12 protein-coding genes are annotated in these 19,007 nt (G+C 33.2%); 10 read left to right on the top strand and 2 right to left on the bottom strand.

Annotated features, from left to right (window positions below; all coding sequences use genetic code 11):
* Window positions 1-116 precede the first annotated feature (116 nt).
* The 8 genes from V6624_RS19150 (at window position 117) to nagB (ending at window position 12,619) form a co-directional block, all read left to right on the top strand.
* On the top strand, window positions 117-2,537 hold the full coding sequence (locus V6624_RS19150; protein ID WP_338839831.1) for a sugar-binding domain-containing protein: 2,421 nt from the start codon (window positions 117-119) through the stop codon (window positions 2,535-2,537).
* 179 nt (window positions 2,538-2,716) lie between these two features.
* Window positions 2,717-3,667 carry an ATP-binding protein gene (locus tag V6624_RS19145; RefSeq protein WP_338839830.1) on the top strand — a complete coding sequence of 317 codons (951 nt, stop codon included), beginning with the start codon at window positions 2,717-2,719 and terminating at the stop codon, window positions 3,665-3,667.
* A 247-nt stretch (window positions 3,668-3,914) separates the two neighbouring features.
* Entirely contained in the window at window positions 3,915-4,472 is a 558-nt protein-coding gene (locus V6624_RS19140; RefSeq protein ID WP_338839829.1) for a YdeI/OmpD-associated family protein, read from the top strand.
* A 48-nt stretch (window positions 4,473-4,520) separates the two neighbouring features.
* Complete coding sequence (locus V6624_RS19135) at window positions 4,521-5,177, top strand: Pr6Pr family membrane protein (RefSeq protein WP_338839827.1); 657 nt, start codon at window positions 4,521-4,523, stop codon at window positions 5,175-5,177.
* A gap of 324 nt (window positions 5,178-5,501) precedes the next feature.
* Window positions 5,502-5,864, top strand: a complete 363-nt coding sequence (locus V6624_RS19130) for a BlaI/MecI/CopY family transcriptional regulator (protein WP_111289785.1) — start codon at window positions 5,502-5,504, stop codon at window positions 5,862-5,864.
* A complete protein-coding gene (locus V6624_RS19125) occupies window positions 5,861-7,873 on the top strand; it encodes a M56 family metallopeptidase (RefSeq protein ID WP_338839825.1) in 2,013 nt (670 codons plus the stop codon). Before V6624_RS19130 ends, V6624_RS19125 begins: the two co-directional genes overlap by 4 nt.
* 294 nt (window positions 7,874-8,167) lie before the next feature.
* On the top strand, window positions 8,168-10,261 hold the full coding sequence (locus tag V6624_RS19120) for an alpha-L-fucosidase (RefSeq protein ID WP_111289789.1): 2,094 nt from the start codon (window positions 8,168-8,170) through the stop codon (window positions 10,259-10,261).
* Window positions 10,262-10,705: 444 nt separating this feature from the next.
* Window positions 10,706-12,619 carry a glucosamine-6-phosphate deaminase gene (nagB, locus tag V6624_RS19115; protein ID WP_338839823.1) on the top strand — a complete coding sequence of 638 codons (1,914 nt, stop codon included), beginning with the start codon at window positions 10,706-10,708 and terminating at the stop codon, window positions 12,617-12,619.
* A 234-nt stretch (window positions 12,620-12,853) separates the two neighbouring features.
* On the opposite strand, the gene V6624_RS19110 is transcribed toward nagB, so the two are convergent.
* The gene (locus V6624_RS19110) at window positions 12,854-13,567 is read right to left on the bottom strand and encodes a LytR/AlgR family response regulator transcription factor (protein ID WP_111289793.1); all 714 of its coding nucleotides are present in this window, start codon (window positions 13,565-13,567) and stop codon (window positions 12,854-12,856) included.
* Between the two features lie 70 nt (window positions 13,568-13,637).
* The gene (locus V6624_RS19105) at window positions 13,638-14,696 is read right to left on the bottom strand and encodes a sensor histidine kinase (protein WP_111289795.1); all 1,059 of its coding nucleotides are present in this window, start codon (window positions 14,694-14,696) and stop codon (window positions 13,638-13,640) included.
* 130 nt (window positions 14,697-14,826) lie between these two features.
* Here V6624_RS19105 and V6624_RS19100 point away from each other — a divergent pair, with 130 nt between their 5' ends.
* Window positions 14,827-17,064 (top strand): GH92 family glycosyl hydrolase, encoded by a 2,238-nt coding sequence (locus tag V6624_RS19100; RefSeq protein ID WP_111289797.1) that lies wholly within the window; start codon window positions 14,827-14,829, stop codon window positions 17,062-17,064.
* Window positions 17,065-17,086: 22 nt separating this feature from the next.
* Complete coding sequence (locus V6624_RS19095; RefSeq protein WP_338839820.1) at window positions 17,087-18,964, top strand: sodium:solute symporter family protein; 1,878 nt, start codon at window positions 17,087-17,089, stop codon at window positions 18,962-18,964.
* The last annotated feature ends 43 nt before the right edge of the window (window positions 18,965-19,007 follow it).

The raw sequence follows: 19,007 nt of genomic DNA, 5'->3' as shown, positions 1-19,007 counted from the left end.
GATTGCATTGTAGAGACGCACCGCAGTGCGTCTACGCTCCAATTGTCCATACTGTTTGTTAGACGCACTGCGGTGCGTCTCTACAGAATAATACGATTAGAATAAAAAACATATTTATGATTAAACATAAAAACATATTTCAAAAAATTACAATTGCGTTATTGTTTTCAGTATCCATTTTTGCACAAAAACAAGCTAGAATAGTCGAAGACTTCAATAAAAACTGGAACTTCAAGTTAGGTGATTATGCCGAAGCAGTTAAAGCTGATTATAATGCATCAGATTGGAGAACGCTTCAACTGCCGCACGATTGGAGCATTGAAGGCGCTTTTGATAAGGATAATAAAACAAAGCAGGCACAAGGATTTTTACCTGCTGGAAAAGGCTGGTACCGCAAAGTTTTCACTATTCCTGCAAACTGGAAGAACAAAACGGTTTCAATTGAATTTGACGGTGTTTTTAAGAACAGCGAAGTTTTCATAAATGGAAAATCATTAGGAATTCGTCCAAATGGTTATATTTCTTTTGGTTATGATTTAACGCAGTATTTAAACTTTGGAAAAGAGAATTTGATTGCCGTAAAAGTTGATAATGATTCTCAGCCCAATTCGAGATGGTACACAGGTTCTGGAATTTATCGAAATGTGCGTTTGGTTGCAAGTGAAAAACTTCATGTAGGGAAGTGGGGAACTTTTGTAACAACTCCTGAAGTTTCTGCGGAAAAATCAAAAATACATTTAGAAGTTACCATTGATAATGATAATGCTTCGGCGAAAGATTTTAAACTGGTTACTTCTATTTTAAATGCTGAGAATAAAGAAGTAGCAAATTTTACTTCAACAGAAAAAATCGGCGCTAAAACATCAGAAAAAAAGATTCATGATTTGGTTTTGAATCAGACGAAATTATGGAGTACAGAAAATCCGTATTTGTATAAGGTGATTACCAAAGTTTATGAGAAATCGAAGTTGGTTGACAATTATGAAACGCCGCTTGGATTTAGATATTTTAATTTTGATTCAGAGAAAGGATTTTCTTTAAACGGAGTTCCAACGAAAATATACGGCGTTTGTCTGCATCACGATAACGGTGCTTTAGGTGCGGTAGAAAACATTCATGCCGTTAGAAGAAAACTGACTTTGATGAAAGAAATGGGAGCAAATGCTATCAGAATGTCTCACAATCCGCATTCTTTGGAAATGATGCAATTGTGCGACGAAATGGGTTTTATTGTTCAGGACGAAGCTTTTGACGTTTGGAAAAAGAAAAAAGTAACCAATGATTACCACAAAGATTGGGATGCTTGGCACAAACAGGATTTAGAAGATTTTATCAAAAGAGACCGTAATAATCCGTCGGTTATGATGTGGAGCATTGGAAACGAAATTAGAGAACAATTTGATTCGACTGGAATTGCGATTACGATAGAATTAGCTAAAATTGTAAAATCATTAGACACAACTCGTCCCGTAACTTCGGCTTTAACCGAAAATATTATTGAGAAGAATTTTATTTATCAATCTGGTGCTTTAGATCTTTTAGGATTCAATTACAAACACGAGGATTATAAAGATTTTCCAGCTCGTTTTAAAGGACAAAAAATCTTGGCTTCAGAAAGTGTTTCGGCTTTAGAAACGCGTGGTCATTATGATTTTCCCGATGGAATTAAAGCTTGGCCAACAAAACACGGCGCTCCGTTTGACGGAAATGTAGATTGGACGGTTTCGGCTTACGATCAGGTAAAATCGTATTGGGGAGCAACGCACGAAGAGAACTGGAAAACAATTAAAAAACAGGATTTCATGGCGGGAACATTTATCTGGACCGGTTTTGATTATATCGGTGAACCAGATCCGTATCCGTTTCCTGCAAGAAGTTCTTATTTCGGAATTGTAGATTTAGCCGGACTACCAAAAGATGTGTATTATATGTACCAAAGCGAATGGTCGAACAAAACAGTTCTGCATATTTTACCGCATTGGAACTGGAAAAAAGATCAGGAAGTAGAAGTTTGGGCCTATTACAATAATGCTGATGAAGTAGAATTGTTCTTAAATGGAAAATCTTTAGGAAAAAAAGCAAAACAAAATGATGATTTGCATATTTCTTGGCGTGTAAAATTTGAACCAGGAACATTAAAAGCTGTTTCAAGAAAGAACGGAAAAGTAGTTTTAGAGAAAGAAATTCATACAGCTGGTGAAGCTTCTAAATTAGATTTGCAAGCAAATAAAACTTCAATCAAAAATGATACTTATGATTTGGTTTACGTAACCGTTTCTATGACTGATAAAGATGGCAATTTAGTGCCAAACGCAATGGATTTAGTTAATTTTGAAGTTACTGGCGGAGGAAAACTAGTTGGAGTCGATAATGGTTATCAGGCTAATCTAGATTCTTTTAAAGCGAATTCTTGTAAATTGTTTAATGGGAAATGTGTTGCTATTATTCAATCGAATGGTAAGAAAGAAAATATTCAATTGAAGGCGATGGTAGGGAACAAAGTCCCAGTTTCGTCAATTCAGATAAGCATTAATTAATTTAAAAAAAAGGCTAACTATAAATGCGTGTAAAAATCTTATTTTTTACTATGTAGTTTTATCCTTTTCTTAGCATTACTATTTGGACAAACGGATTCTCAATTTTCAATAAAAGGAAAAGAAAATTAAACGGATGCTACTCTACTACAGTTTTTTTTCCTTCAACAATTATTGTATGTTTGAAAGAAAATATCGCTTTTATGGAAATACATAAAAAAGAAACATATGATATTGAGTTTATTCAATCATTAATTACAAACGGTATTGAGGAATCTCCATATGTAGATTTTAAAGCGGCTCCAGCTTTGTCAAAAGAAGAGTCGAAAAAAAAAGAAATTTCAAAAGACGTATCAGCTTTTGCAAATTCTAGTGGGGGTATTATTATTTACGGTTTATCGGAAGAAAATCATAAAGCGAGCAGTTTATCATTTATCGATGGACATGAATATACGAAAGAATGGCTTGAGCAAGTAATAAGCTCTACAATTCAAAGAAATATAAATGGTTTAAAAATATTTCCAATACGAAATAATGGAAACATAAAGGAAACAATTTATGTAGTACAGATTCCTGAAAGCGTCGATGCTCCTCATATGTCATCAAAGGATCAAAGATACTACAGAAGATATGATTTTCGATCAGTTGCAATGGAAGAGTATGAAATTAGAAACTTATATGGTCGAAAATCAAAGGGAAAACTTATTTTAGAGCAGGTTAGCTTAAAATTTATTGAGACTGAAAATAAAATTTTAAAATTTCAAATTTTTATACAAGCTTATAACGTTGGTGATATCGAAGTAAATCAATATAAATTAAATACATATTTTGAGGATAATGTACCTGATACAATGACAGTAGCATGGGATAGAGATGACATTGATAAGCAATTTACCATGACAAGAGTAAGCGAAAAAAAATCAAAATTAAGTAATATTGGTACATCAGCAATTTATCCGGACGAAACTATGACAATTTCGAAATTTTATCTTAATATACATCAAGATGATTTTGATAACAATATTTCAAAAATGAAAATACACTTTGTGCTCTATTTCTCAGGGGGAGAAAGTACAGTAGAATTAAATTCTGATTTATTTTCAAGGGCTTTTTCAAAAAGAATAGATAATTAAATTAGGAGTTTGTCATTACATTTAAAAATGAAAGAAGAATTGTTTAAATATATCTTTATAGAGGTCGAGAACAAGTCTCATTGTAAAAGTGTAAAAATTAAACTGATTGATGATTTGTTTAAAGAGTAGAAATATTAAAGATGTAAAGCATAAGTCCAGAGAAGTTAAATATAACAAAAATCCGCTTCAATTTAGAAGCGGATTTTTTGTCTGGAATATTATATATTTATGGAAAATAAAGGACAAAATGGAACCAACATTTTTCGCAGATCAATCAGACTTTAGAAAATGGCTCGAGAAAAACCATCAGAAAGAAAAAGAACTTTTAGTTGGTTTTTATAAAGTCACAAGCAAAAAGCCCTCTATGAGCTGGCCAGAATCGGTTGATCAAGCGCTTTGTTTTGGTTGGATTGATGGTGTTCGAAAATCTATTGATACGGAAAGTTATACGATACGTTTTACTCCAAGAAAACCTTCTAGTATTTGGAGTGCGATTAATATTCAGAAGATAGAAGATTTGACTAAATCTGGACTTATGACAGATGCAGGTTTGAAAGCCTTTAGTTTTAGAACTGAAAATAAGTCTAAAATTTATTCGCATGAAAAAGAACCAGTTCCGCTGTTAGAAGTTTACAAAAAACAGTTTAAAAGCAATAAAATCGCTTGGGAATATTTTGAGAAGCAAGCGCCTTCTTATAAAAAAGTAATGATTCATTGGATTATGAGTGCCAAGCAGGAAAAAACACAACTGTCAAGGCTTGAAAAAACGATTGCTGAGAGTGAGAAACAGAAAAGAGTGCTGTAAATATTTCGAATAAAATCCTTATTTTAGTAATCTGACTTTTAGCGAAATATGGAAAGAGAAAATACCACAAAAATAAAAGGGGAGATTTTGCTGGGTATTATTTTTGCCTTAGAATTATTCGCCTTGCCTGTACAGTTTTATTTACTGGTAAAAAATCCTGAATTTACTTTTTTTAGCGCTGCAGTTCGTTTTTTTAGTTTTTTTACAATTTTAACTAATGCGATAGTTTTTCTTTGTGGCGCAATGTTGTTATTTGGCGGAAGTTCTAAACTGAATTCATTTTTTAAGAGATGTACAACTCTCACTGCTATAACAGTTTATATTCTAATTGTGGGAATTGTTTTTAATTTGCTTCTTCGCCCAATCATTGATTTGAAAGGACATCATCTTATTGTAAGCGAAATATTTCATACTGTTGTTCCAGTTTTATTTTTCTTCTATTGGCTGTTTTTTGTCAGTCCCGAGAAGATTTCTTTTAAAGTTATTTTTTTCTGGCTCGTATATCCGATCATTTATATTTTTTATACTTTATTTCACGGAATAATGACCAATTTTTACCCTTATCCTTTTATTGACGTAACTAAATTAGGTTTTGAGACGGCTCTCGTAAACGGATTATTTGTTTTAATCGCTTTTGTGGTTTTGTCTGTGATTTTGATTTCGATTTCAAAAATTAGGACTAAGAAGATTAGCTTGGAAGACTAAAATATTCAATCTTCTCGTCAGGAATTGACAAAAAAAGCAACTTTATTCTTTCTTTCTTTCTTTCTTTCTTTCTTTCTTTCTTTCTCCTGAAATTTTTCTACGAACTTCCGACGGCATTAATTTAATAGATCAAAAATATCTTGGTTTTTGTATCAATACTTCATTTTGATATTGTAATTAATTGTTCCTAAAGTTGTTAAAGGTAAAAAATCATTACCTGAATATTCCGTATTTACTGGTTTAACTAATTAATTAGTATAAATATTAACCAATTAGTTTTGCTACTAATTAATTAGTAGTTATATTTGTCAAAAGATTTCTACTATGATAAAATTAGCCAAACGAGAAGAACAGATTATGCAGGTTTTTTGGGATTTAAACAAAGCCTTCATCAGAGATATTATTCCATTGTTGCCAGATCCGAAACCACATTATAATAGTGTTGCGACGATTGTCAAAATATTAGAAGAAAAAGGGTTTCTAAATCGGGAAACAATAGGGAATATGCATTGCTTTTTTCCGGTAATTCAAAGAGAAGAATATCAACAATTTGCGCTGAAAGATATTGTGAGTCAGTATTTTGATAATTCGTATCCACGAATGCTTGCCTTTTTTGCTAAAGAGCAAAAATTAACCGAAAATGAATTGGACGAAATCGTAAACATGATAAAAAAAGATTCTAAATGATACCTTATATTCTATACACAGCGCTTATTCTTTTTGCTTGCCTTATGTTTTATAAGCTGCTTTTGCAAAAAGAAACTTTTTATAATTTGAATAGATTTGTTTTGCTTGGATGCATGCTAGTAGCTTTTACTTTGCCGTTGCTTCCGATTCCGCAGCAATTCTCCCTTCAAAAACAGAAAGCAACTGCAGCCATTCCTTCCATAAAAAAAACAGTTGCAAAAGAATCAATTGCTGAGCTAAAACCACTTCCTGTAAGTGAAGTTTTAGTAAATGAAACAAAGCAACAATTTAATATGGCTTTGGTCATGCAGTGGATAGTGTATTTGTATTGGTTTGGTGTCATTGTTTTTGCGCTTAATTTTTTGATGCAAGCTGTTATATTATTTTACAGAGCGTACACATCAGAGATTATTCGGGATGGAAAATTTAGAATTGTCGAAATAACAGGCGATAAAGCACCTTGTTCTTTTGCTAATAATATTTTTATAAATCCTGAAAAATACGAATGGGAAACGTACAATCAGATTTTGCTGCATGAAAAAATTCACATTGAGCAAAAACATACTATTGATCTTTTGCTTGCAGAAATCGTACTTGTTTTTCAGTGGTTTAATCCTTTTGCTTGGCAATGGCGAAAAGCATTAGAAAGTAATCTTGAATTTTTGACTGATAACGAAATGCTACAACAAGGTAGCGTAGAAAAAGAAAGTTATCAATTTAGCCTGCTTAAAGTAGCGGCGCCACAATTTCCTTTGAGTCTTACAACTAACTATAATCAATCATTACTCAAAAAACGAATCATTATGATGAATTCAAAAAAATCAAACGTAAACACAACATGGAAATATTTTTTCCTGTTACCATTATTGGTATTGTTTGCCTGCCTTTTTAATCAACCGGCAGCGCAAAGTCAGACGCTAACTTCGAATCTTAAAAGCGAAGAAACTAAAGCGAATTCAAACACTCACAAGGGTGATCAAACCGAAGGAAACTGGTTTGCCACAATCAAAGGCAATACGGTAGAAATGGAATTTAAAAACGACGGGAATAGCCATTCTACTCATACTTATGATATTAGCGAGTTTAGCGGATTATCAAAAGATAAACAAGGAACATTTTCTCTAACGCGTGAAGCGGGAACAATGAACTTTACCGGAAAATTTGACGGAAATAGCGGAATGGGAACGTATAAATTTGTTGGCAATAAAAATTTCGCCAAAGAAATGGCTGCACAAGGGATTACATTGGCAGATGATACAGATCTTATGGTTTTCTTTGCTGTAAATATAAAAACGTCGTATGTAAAAATGCTGCATAAAAAAGGGTATAAAAATGTAGACAAAGAACAAGTAATTCCGTTGGCGGCTTTAAACGTAAGTGAAGATTACATCGATTCTATTAAAGATGCCGGAATTGGAAATATAGATATTGAAACCTTGATTCCTTTTAAATCCTTAAACATTGATAAAGCTTTTATTGAAGACATTATTAAATCAGGTTATAAAAATGTTTCACCAGAAAATCTGATCACTTTAAAATCTCAGAATATTGACGGAAAATATATTAATGATTACCGTTCTTCGGGAAAAACAAAAAAGAATGGAAATGGAGAAGAAGATGAGGACAATATTGTTGCTTTCAAAGCTTTAAATATAGATAAGGCTTATATTGATTCTTTTAAGAAAATGGGTTATAATGATCTTTCAAACGATGACTTAATTGCTTTAAAAGCTTTAAATGTAACTCCAGAATATGTTGGCCAATTCGAAAAAGTAGGTTATAAAAACATTTCGTCTGAAAATCTTACGGCTTTAAAATCGCAAAATATCACGGCAGATTTAATTAAGGAATATAAAGATCTGGGTTTTTCAGATCTAGATTTAGATGATATTGTGGGTGCAAAAGCGGTTGGTGCAACGCCAACTTTCATTAAAGCTATGAGAGAAAAAGGACATAACTTTAAAGGTATTGAAAAGTATATAGCTTTAAAAGCAGTTGTTGGCAACTAAGCTGATATTGCTTTTGATAGTTAAAGCAATACATTTTCTCTGTAAATAAAATATTCAAGTTGTAAGACTACAATCAAAATGTACTAATAAAGCCCAAATCTACAGATTTGGGCTTTATTTTTTAGACAACTTCAAAAAACAGTTGTTTTAAAATAGTATACTCAAACGAATTATTTAAATAAAATCATTTCATACCAAAGTGCTGTAAAAAATGTTGTTGGTCGAAATTCTATTCGAAAGATTTCAATTTATAGTACATTTATGCTTTATAGACCATTTTAAAGCAGATCAGCAATGAAAAAAATATTCCTTTCCTTATGTCTTTTGGGTGTAATTTCTAATGCTTCAAGTCAGGAATTTGCGAATGCGCCAAAGCCTTTTGGACCAGTTCCGACGCAGAAACAAATCGATTGGCAGGAAATGGAATTTTACGCTTTTGTGCATTTTTCATTAAACACTTTTACCAATAAAGAATGGGGTTACGGAGACGAATCGCCAGAACTTTTTAATCCGTCGCAATTAGATGTTCGTCAATGGGCGCGCGTGGTAAAAGAAGCCGGAATGAAAGGAATTATTTTAGTTGCAAAACATCATGACGGATTCTGTTTATGGCAATCGGCTTATACAGAACGTTCTGTGAAAAATTCACCTTGGGAAAATGGAAAAGGCGATTTGGTTAAAGAATTAGCTGCTGCCTGTAAAGAATACGATTTAAAACTAGGATTATATCTTTCACCTTGGGATAGAAATCATCCGCAATACGGAAAACCTGAATATATCACGTATTTCAGAAATCAATTAAAAGAATTATTGACGAATTACGGAGATGTTTTTGAAATGTGGTTTGATGGTGCAAACGGCGGAGACGGTTATTACGGAGGTGCAAATGAAACTAGAAAAATCAATTCGCTTACGTATTATAATTGGGATGAAACCTATAAGTTAATTTACAGTATAGCACCAAAAACATTGGTTTGGGGAGTTGGTCCATCTGAAGCAAGATGGATTGGAAATGAAGAAGGTCGTGCAGGAAAAACCAATTGGTCGTTATTACGTCAGAAAGATGAATTGGCTGGAAAAGTTCATTACACTGAATTTATGTCTGGACATGAAGATGGTGAAAAATGGGTTCCTGGTGAAGCCGATGTTTCGATCAGACCGGGATGGTTTTATCATTCAGTTGAAGACGATAAGGTTCGTTCGCTTGACGAAATGGTAGATATCTATTACGAATCGATTGGGAGAAATGCAACTTTATTATTAAATCTGCCAGTTGACAGACGTGGTTTGGTTCATGAAAATGATGAAGAAAGATTAAAAGAATTAGTTGCAACAATCAAAGCCGATTTCAAAAAGGAATTATTAGCAGGAACAAAAATTCAAGCTTCAAATACAAGAGGAGTTGATTCTAATTTTGGACCTCAGAATGTTGTTGATGGGAATAAAAACACATACTGGGCAACAGACGATAAAGTAAAACAAGCTACAATTGAATTTACATTTAATAAGCCCACTGCAATTAATAGAATTTTGCTTCAAGAATATATTAAATTGGGACAGCGTGTAAAAGCATTTTCTGTTGAAGCAAATGTAAACGGACAATGGAAAACTATTGCCAATGAAACTACAATTGGCTATAAAAGAATTCTGCGTTTAGACCGCGTTACAGCTTCTGCAATTAGAGTTAATATTTTAGATGCAAAAGCGGGATTTGTAATCAATACAATTGAGGCATATAATGCGCCGACTTTTGTTAAAGAACCTCAAATTCTTCGTGATAAAAATGGTTTGGTTACGATTAAATCGGAAGAAGGAAATGCAGTTTATTATTCGCTTGATGGAAAAAATCCTTCAGAAAAAAGTACTTTATACAAAACTCCATTCATATATAATAAAGCGGTAGAAATCAAAGCTATTTCGAGAAATACGAAAGAGAAAATCAATAGTGCGGTAAAAACTGCGAAATATGGTGTTTCTAAAGAAAAATGGAAAGTGATCTCGGTTTCAAGCGGAGACGATAAATCGGTTGAACGAATTATTGATGGAGATGCAAACACAGATTGGGGATTTGGAAACGATGAAAACAAGCTGCCACAAACTGTTGTTATAGATATGGGAGAATTGGTCAGTATTAAAGGTTTTACTTATACGCCGCAACAGGTTGGTAACAATTTAAATTTGATTTCAAATTATGAATTGTATACAAGTGTAGACAGTTTTTACTGGGACAAACAATCAGAAGGAGAATTTTCGAATATTAAACATAACCCAATTGAACAAATTAAGAGTTTTACTGCAGTAAAAGCAAGATTTTTGAAATTTGTCGCTACAGCTGCTGTGGGAAAAGCGCAAACAGTTTCGATTGCAGAAATTGGAGTTGTGGAATAAAATATAGGTTTGCACTAACAATTCATTCCGTAGGAATGTTATATCGGTAGAATCAAATTGGAGTTATGGTTATACGTTCCGTAGGAACGTTTGATTAATAAAACAGATTAGAAATAAGACAAATGAAAAAAAGCTCCTCTAGAGCTTTATAATGTAAATCTTTATTCTTTTGCTATAAATATTTCGCTCCTCCGGAGCTTTATAATGTAAATCTATATCTTCTTTTTGCTATAAATATTTCGCTCCTCCGGAGCTTTATAATGTAAATCTATATCTTCTTTTGCTATAAATATTTCGCTTCTCTAAAGCTTGTAAAAAAAGAATTCCTTTTTTGAAACTGTCTTCTTTTGTCTTTTGCCGAAGCGCAGTCGTTATTAGTCGAATTTTTGTTTAGAACGGATAATTTAATTCTACTTTTAACTTAGAAATTAAATGACAAGGCATATGATTAAAGAAGATATAGGTTTTAGAGAAGCAGGAAAGTTTGAAGAAACTCGTTTTGAAAGAATTCACAATGTTATTTTCGAATCATCGCAAGAGGCATCTTTTTTGGTGGCTCAAGAAATCGCCAATTTAATTCAGAGAAAAAATGAGCTAAACGAACCTTGTGTTTTAGGTTTGGCTACAGGTTCTTCGCCAATTAAGGTTTATGAAGAATTGGTTAGAATGCACAAAGAAGAAGGGCTTAGTTTTGCAAACGTAGTTACTTTCAATTTAGATGAATATTATCCGATGGATAAAAATGATATTCAAAGTTATTATCATTTTATGCACGAACATTTATTTCATCATGTAAATATTCTTCCAGAAAATATCAATATTCCAGATGGGCAGGTGAGTGCCGAGGAATTACAGCAATATTGTATCGATTATGAAATGAAAATTAAATCGTATGGAGGTTTAGATTTTCAGCTTTTAGGAATCGGTAGAACAGGACATATTGGGTTTAATGAACCAGGTTCTCATGTTAATTCAGGAACCAGAAGTATTACTTTGGATCATTTGACTCGTATTGACGCGGCTTCTTCTTTTTTAGGAATTGACAATGTTCCGAGAAAAGCCATTACAATGGGAATTGGAACCGTTAGAAATGCAAAAAGAATTGTTTTACTAGGTTGGGGAATCAGTAAAGCAGGAATTATAAAAGAGACAATCGAAGGGGAAGTTTCTTCGCACGTTCCAGCTACGTATTTACAAGAGCATCACAACACAACATTTGTTCTGGATACAGAAGCTTCGTCTGAATTGACACGAGTAAAAACGCCTTGGCTGGTGAAATCTTGTGTTTGGACTGACGAATTAAAATTAAAAGCAGTGGCTTGGTTAAGTGAGTTAACGAAGAAACCTTTCCTGAAACTAACAGATAAAGATTACAACGACAACGGAATGTCGAGCCTTTTGACAGAAGAAGGAACTGCATACGATTTGAACATTAAAATGTTTAATAAAATGCAGCAAACCATTACAGGTTGGCCAGGCGGAAAACCAAATGCTGATGATACGTACAGACCAGAACGTTCTACTCCAGAGAAGAAAAGAGTAATTATTTTTAGTCCGCATCCAGATGATGATGTGATTTCGATGGGAGGAACATTCGACCGTTTGGTAGAGCAAGGACACGAGGTTCATGTAGCTTACCAAACTTCTGGAAATATTGCAGTTTCTAACGAAGAAGCTTTGAAGTTTGCAGAAATTTCAAGAGCATTAAATCCAAATTCTGAAGTTTCTGAGGAGATTATTAATTTCCTTAAAAATAGAACTGGAACAGAAATGGATTCGTCTGAAGTTAGAAAATTAAAAGGATTAATAAGAAGAAGCGAATCTTTTGGAGCGACTCGCTACATTGGTTTGCCAGATTCGAATGTAAACTTTTTAGATCTTCCGTTTTATGAAACTGGAACAGTTAAAAAGAACAATCTTTCAGATGCAGATGTTGACATTATGTGTGACATTATTGAAAGAATAAAACCGCATCAAATTTATGCCGCAGGAGATTTAGCAGATCCGCACGGAACTCATAAAGTGTGTTTAGATAGCTTATTTGAAGCTTTGAAAAGGCTAAAACACAAAAGCTTTATGGATGATTGCTGGGTTTGGTTGTACCGAGGTGCATGGCATGAATGGGAATCGTACCAAATTGACATGGCAGTTCCAATGAGTCCTGACCAAGTTTTAAAGAAACGACATGCAATTTTTTATCACCAGTCTCAAAAAGACGGCGTTATGTTTCAAGGTGATGACAGCAGAGAGTTTTGGGTTCGAGTTGAAGACAGAAATAGATTGACTGCAGAAAAATATCACAGCTTAGGTTTAGCAGATTATTCGGCTATCGAAGCGTTTAAAAGATATCATTTCTAAACTTTTGCAGCAATAAAGATAATAGACTATTTCATGGTTTATTTTGGTTAGTTACCTATAATTGAGAGAAAATGCGGTCGTGGTTGGCCGCATTTTCGTTTTTTATTATTTTGTAAAATGTTAATTGTAAAATGTGAAATGTGAAATGTTATTTGAAAAAGGAATAAAAAAAGTTAGACATTTTGTGTCTAACTTCTTGCTTATAACTTTTTACTTTTCACTAATCACTTCTCACTAGATCGAAGAATTCAATATTTTCTGTTTTACTTCGTCAATATAAGATCTTCCAATAACGTATCGAAGTCCTTCAATTTCAATACTGTTTCCTTCAACGGCATCGATTTTGTCAATCGCAATTGTGTATGATCTGTGGATTCTGATAAAATCTCTTTCAGGTAATAAACTAGTGAAATCAGATAAAGTGCTGTGAATGATAAACTTCCCTGAAGTTGTACTGATTTTTAAATAATCTTTTAAACTTTCGATTACCAAAATTTCGTTCAAGAAAATCTTTTTCATTTTTTTCTTGTCTATTTTAACGAAAATAAAAGGGTTTTCTTTGCTGTTTTCCTGCGGAAGCTTACTTGCATTATTAAGACGTTTGTTGATTTTGTTTACCGCTTTCATTAATCTCGGAAACTCAATTGGTTTTACCAAATAATCTAAAACATCAAGCTCGTAAGTTTCAATTGCAAACTGATCGTAAGCACTTGTAATAATAAGCAAAGGAGGATTTTCTAAACTTTTAATAAAATTAATACCGTCTAAAACAGGCATATTTATGTCTAGAAAAATTACATCAATGGTATTGTTTTTCAAGAAATTTAATCCTTCAATAGAATTACTAAATGTATTTACTAATTCTAAATCTTCAATCTGCTCAATATAACTCTTAATAACGTTTATTGCCAATGGCTCATCATCGATAATCAAACACTTTATTTTCATTTGTAATATTATTTTTGGGCCACTATTTGGTTTTTGTAGGGATAATTCTCAAAACAGTTAAAAACGGGGTTTACGTGACTTTTATAACTAGTTTAACGACAAAAATATTCTTTTTATTTTTAAATGAAAGCTTATAGTCACTTTTATTGTATCCTAATTCAAGTCTTTTTTTTACGTTTTCTATACCTATACCACTTGCCTTGTTAAAATTATCTTTATGTACGGTAAATTCGGGCATAGGGTTTGAAATTGTGAAATATAAATAATCGCCTTTTACTTTAAACCTGATATCAATGAGAACATTTCCAGTATTTTTATTAACACCGTGTTTAAATGCATTTTCGACAAAAGTCAAAAGTAAAACAGGAGAAATTTCCTTATCATGAATATCCCCCGAAATAGACATGTCAACTTCTAAACGTTCTCCGTTTCTAATTCTTTCCAAATCCAGATAATTCTGAATACACATAATCTCATTTTCCAAAGTCTGTTTTTTGCCTTTTGTTTCATATAACATATAGCGCATCAATTCAGAAAGCTTCAAAACGATTTTTGGAGTTTTGTTTGATTTTTCTACAGAAAGCGAATAAATATTATTTAAAGTATTAAAGAAAAAGTGCGGAGAAATCTGTGACTTCAAAAACAATAATTCGGTTTCCAGCTGAGATTTCTCTAAATCTGTTACACGTCTTTGTTCTTTCAAGAAATCTAGAGTAATTTTAATTGCGGTAACAAAAGTCATTACATACAATTCTCCCATCATCATATCTATAGTATAATTGAGTGTAAGTGTGCTGATGGTTTGTGGACCTTCGGGCCAAACATTGTGCGTAATCAGTAAATAAGTCAAATTAAATTTGAGTACCACCATTACAAAAATTGCAGATAAAACGGTTACTATATATAGGAAGTATTTTTTTCGGTAAACCAAATTTGGCATCAAAACCAAAATATTTAGATAACACAATGCCATGTGAATTGGAAATCCGAGTAAAGTGGTTTTTAACGAATAAACATAATCGTTAAAATAGCTTCCCCAACGGAATGTGTTGAACACAAAATACGTCAGCCAAAAGTAAATATGATAGCGTATAGGTAAGCTGTAAGGTTTGCTTGAGTTAAAAATCATATTGTTAATTTAAAATGTCGTTTGTTACTATTTTTTGATGTTTAGAGCTGTTTAAATGTCGTCCGTCTAAAAATATTTTGGTAAAAGTTGAATTTATCTAAATTTAAAGTTAAATTAATATTGTTTTGATATGAGGAAAATTACTCTGCTTTCTCTGACGGTAATTTTTACTGCAAGTTGCAAAATAAATGTAGATAAAAATCAACATAAAGAAAGTTTTGCAACAAATTATGTAGATCCTTTTATAGGTACTGGTGGTCACGGACATACGTATCCGGGTGCGACGGTTCCTTTTGGGATGCTGCAAGTAAGTCCGGATAATGGAATTTCGAGCTGGGATTGGTGCTCGGGTTATCATTATTCTGATTCTATAGTTTCTGGATTTAGTCACTTACATTTAAGCGGGACAGGAATCGGTGATTTGGCAGATATTTTATTTATGCCGACAAACAAAAAGTTAGACTTAACCGCCAAGGCCACTTCACGCGATTTCCTACCGTATAAATCAAAATATAATCATGTTAACGAAAAAGCAATACCGGGTTATTACCAAGTTTTTCTTGAAGATCCTAAAATCAATGTAGAATTAACTTCTACACAAAGAACCGCATACCATAAGTATACCTATAATAATAACGACAAACAATCTGTTGTTGTCGATTTAGGTTTTGCTATTAATTGGGATAAAGCGACAAAAACTGCCATTACAGTTGAAGACGAAAACACGATCAGCGGTTACCGTTACAGTACGGGTTGGGCAAAAAATCAGAAAGTATTTTTTGTAGCTAAGTTTTCTAAACCAATTACCGAATCTATTATCACAGCTGATAAAAAAGTAGTTTCAGCTAAGAGTGCAGAAGGCGAAAATACTGCTCTGCAATTATTCTTCGATTCTAAAAATTCTAAAGAATTAGGCGTAAAAGTTGCGCTTTCTTCTGTAAGTATCGCTAATGCGAAAGACAATTTAGATAAAGATCAAGAATTTGAAAAAGTTAAAACAGATGCATCTGCTATCTGGAATAAAGCTTTAAGTAAAATTACAGTTGAAACTCCAGTTGATTCTCTAAAAACGATTTTCTACACTGCTTTATATCACGCTCAAGTTGCGCCAGTTACATATAGTGACAAAAACGGACAATTTAGAACTGAAGACGATAAAATTGTTACTTCAAAAAATTATACAGCTTATTCTACTTTATCTCTTTGGGATACGTTTAGAGCTGAAAATCCGCTGCTTACTATTTTAGATCCAAATAGAGTTTCTGATATGGTTAATTCAATGTTAGCCTATTACGAAACTAAAAAAATACTTCCGGTTTGGACTTTATATGCAAATGAAACCAATACCATGACAGGATATCATTCGATTCCAGTTATTGCAGATGCTTATTTAAAAGGAATTAAAGGTTTTGATGCTGAAAAAGCTTTTGAAGCAATGAAAGCAACGATGATGCAGGACGAACGCGGTTTGAATTTCTACAAAAAATACGGTTACATTCCTTATAATTTATTAGATGAATCGGTTACCATTACTTTAGAATATGCTTATGACGACTGGTGTGTGGCTCAAATGGCGAAAGCTTTAGGAAAAACAGCAGATTATGAGTTTTTCTCGAAACGTGCAAAAGCTTACGAATATTTATTTGATGCGAAATCTGGTTTCATGAGAGGAAAATCTGAAGATGGAAAATCTTGGAATGAACCTTTCGATCCAAAACACTCTAACCACAGAGAGCATACAGATTATACTGAAGGAAATGCTTGGCAACACAGCTGGTTTGTGCCTCATAATGTTGACAATTTTATTTCGCTTCACGGAGGAAATGACATTTTTACAAAACGTTTAGAACAGTTATTTACAGAGAGTTCTGAAATTACAGGAAATAACGTTTCTGCAGATATTTCTGGTTTAATCGGACAATATGCGCATGGAAACGAGCCAAGCCACCACATTGCTTACATGTTTAATCATGCGAAACAGCCTTGGAGAACGCAATATTGGGTTCGTCATATTTTGGACACACAATATAATACTACTGCAAATGGTTTAAGCGGAAACGAAGATTGCGGCCAAATGTCGGCTTGGTATGTATTCAGTTCAATGGGATTATACCCAATGAATCCAGCTTCTGGTGAATACGAAATTGGAAGTCCGATTTTCGAAAAATCGACTTTAAATCTTCCAAATGGAAAAACTTTTGTAATTGAGGCAGAGAATGTTTCAGACAAAAACTTCTATATCCAATCGGCTACTTTAAACGGCAAAGCATTTAATAAAACAGCAATTTCTCACCAAGAAATGCTAAAAGGAGGCGTACTTCATTTTGTAATGGGAGCGCAACCAAACAAAAACTGGGGTCTGAACTAACTAATTCAAAATAAATAATTTAATGAACATAATAGACGTATCAATCATCTTAATCTATATCGTACTCTCGGTCGGTATAGGAATCTGGATTTCAAGAAAAGCATCAAAAGGTCTGGACGATTATTTCCTTGGCGGGAAATCAATCAAATGGTATTTTTTAGGATTGAGCAATGGCTCAGGAATGTTTGATGTTTCAGGAACTTCCTGGATGATTGGAGTTTTATTTTTATATGGCGTAAAAAGCTTCATGTTTATGTGGCTTTGGCCAATTTGGAATCAGATTTTCGTAATGATGTTCCTTGCGGTCTGGATTAGAAGATCAAAAGTAATGACGGGTTCTGAATGGATTTTAACTCGTTTCGGAAGCGACAAAGCTGGAAAAGCATCGCATATTATTGTAGCCATTTTTGCTATTATTTCTACAATTGGTTTCATCGCGTATTTCTTCGTTGGAATCGGAAAATTTGTAACTATTATTCTTCCTTGGGATTTGACAGTTCACATGAATGGCGGAGTTTTCTTAACGTCAGAACAAGCTTATGCATTATTAATCATTTTCTTAACGACAATTTATACCGTTAAAGGTGGAATGTTTTCTGTTGTGGCAACAGAAGTTGTGCAGTATGTAATTATGATTATTGCAGGAGTTTTAATCGCTGGTTATGCATTCATTAATTATACAGATATTCAAATCAATTCGGTAATTACGCCAGAATGGAAAAATGTTTTCTTCGGATGGGAATTTGAAACGCAATGGGGAGATAAATTCGAAACATTCAACAAATTAATTGATACGGAAGGCTATAAAATGTTTGGCGCTTTCATTGGAATGACGCTTTTTAAAGGATTCTTCGCGAGTGTGGCAGGGCCAACTCCAAGTTACGATTTACAGCGTGTCCTTTCTACAAAATCGGTAAAAGAAGCAGCTTATATGAGTGGTTTCACCAACTTGATTTTATTCATTCCGAGATATTTATTAATTACTGGAATCGTGGTAATTGCTTTGGTGAATTTAGCACCAGAATTAAATGCAAACGCAAATTTAACTGGGGCAGATTTAGAATTATTAATGCCAAAAGTGGTGAATCTTTATATCCCAGTTGGTATTAAAGGAATTCTTCTTGCAGGTTTATTAGCGGCGTTCATGTCTGGATTCTCAGCTTTCGTAAATGCAGGACCAGCATATATTGTAAATGATATTTATAAAAAATACTTTAAACCAGTTGCTTCAAACAAACATTATATCAAAGTAAGTCAGATTTCTTCTTTTTTAGTTGTTGGTCTTGGAGTTTTCATGGGATTCTTTGCAGATTCTATTAACTCATTAACACTTTGGATTACAAGTGCTTTATACGGAGGTTACGTTGCAGCTAACTTCTTAAAATGGATTTGGTGGCGTTTTAATGGATGGGGTTATTTCTGGGGAATGGTTGGCGGATTAATTGCTGCTTCTCTTCAGTTTGTTTTAGATCAAAACAAAGGAAATTTAACAGCTGGAACATTCTTGCATGATCTTTCGCAAGTACCTTCAATTTACTTATTCCCATTAATTTTCGGAATGTCAATTTTGGGTTGCCTTTTAGGAACTTACTTAAGCAAACCAACAGATATGGAAGTTTTAAAATCTTTCTATTCAAATGTTAGGCCTTGGGGATTCTGGACTCCAGTTTACAAACAATTAAAAGCGGAAGATCAATCTTTCCAAAAAAATAATGATTTCTATTTAGATATGATGAATTGTGTAATTGGTATTATTTGGCAGTCAAGTATGATTCTGCTTCCAATTTATTTCATTATCAGAGATTATCCAAAAGCGGCAGTTGCTTTGGTGGTTTTCTTAGTGACGACTACAGTGTTGAAGTTTACTTGGTTGGATCGAGTTCGTAAGATAGAAGAGTAAATTAAGTATTGCAACTTTGTCAAAGTTCAAAACTTTGACAAAG

Source organism: Flavobacterium ginsenosidimutans (assembly GCF_037478105.1).
GTDB classification, from domain to species: Bacteria; Bacteroidota; Bacteroidia; order Flavobacteriales; family Flavobacteriaceae; genus Flavobacterium; species Flavobacterium ginsenosidimutans.
This window is presented reverse-complemented; position numbering and strand designations above follow the sequence as displayed.

Coding starts and splice junctions, on each gene's coding strand:
- V6624_RS19150 (WP_338839831.1), top strand. CDS start 117: ATGATTAAACATAAAAACATATTTCAAAAAATTACAATTGCGTTATTG.
- V6624_RS19140 (WP_338839829.1), top strand. CDS start 3,915: ATGGAACCAACATTTTTCGCAGATCAATCAGACTTTAGAAAATGGCTC.
- V6624_RS19135 (WP_338839827.1), top strand. CDS start 4,521: ATGGAAAGAGAAAATACCACAAAAATAAAAGGGGAGATTTTGCTGGGT.
- V6624_RS19130 (WP_111289785.1), top strand. CDS start 5,502: ATGATAAAATTAGCCAAACGAGAAGAACAGATTATGCAGGTTTTTTGG.
- V6624_RS19125 (WP_338839825.1), top strand. CDS start 5,861: ATGATACCTTATATTCTATACACAGCGCTTATTCTTTTTGCTTGCCTT.
- V6624_RS19120 (WP_111289789.1), top strand. CDS start 8,168: ATGAAAAAAATATTCCTTTCCTTATGTCTTTTGGGTGTAATTTCTAAT.
- nagB (WP_338839823.1), top strand. CDS start 10,706: ATGATTAAAGAAGATATAGGTTTTAGAGAAGCAGGAAAGTTTGAAGAA.
- V6624_RS19110 (WP_111289793.1), bottom strand. CDS start 13,567: ATGAAAATAAAGTGTTTGATTATCGATGATGAGCCATTGGCAATAAAC.
- V6624_RS19105 (WP_111289795.1), bottom strand. CDS start 14,696: ATGATTTTTAACTCAAGCAAACCTTACAGCTTACCTATACGCTATCAT.
- V6624_RS19100 (WP_111289797.1), top strand. CDS start 14,827: ATGAGGAAAATTACTCTGCTTTCTCTGACGGTAATTTTTACTGCAAGT.
- V6624_RS19095 (WP_338839820.1), top strand. CDS start 17,087: ATGAACATAATAGACGTATCAATCATCTTAATCTATATCGTACTCTCG.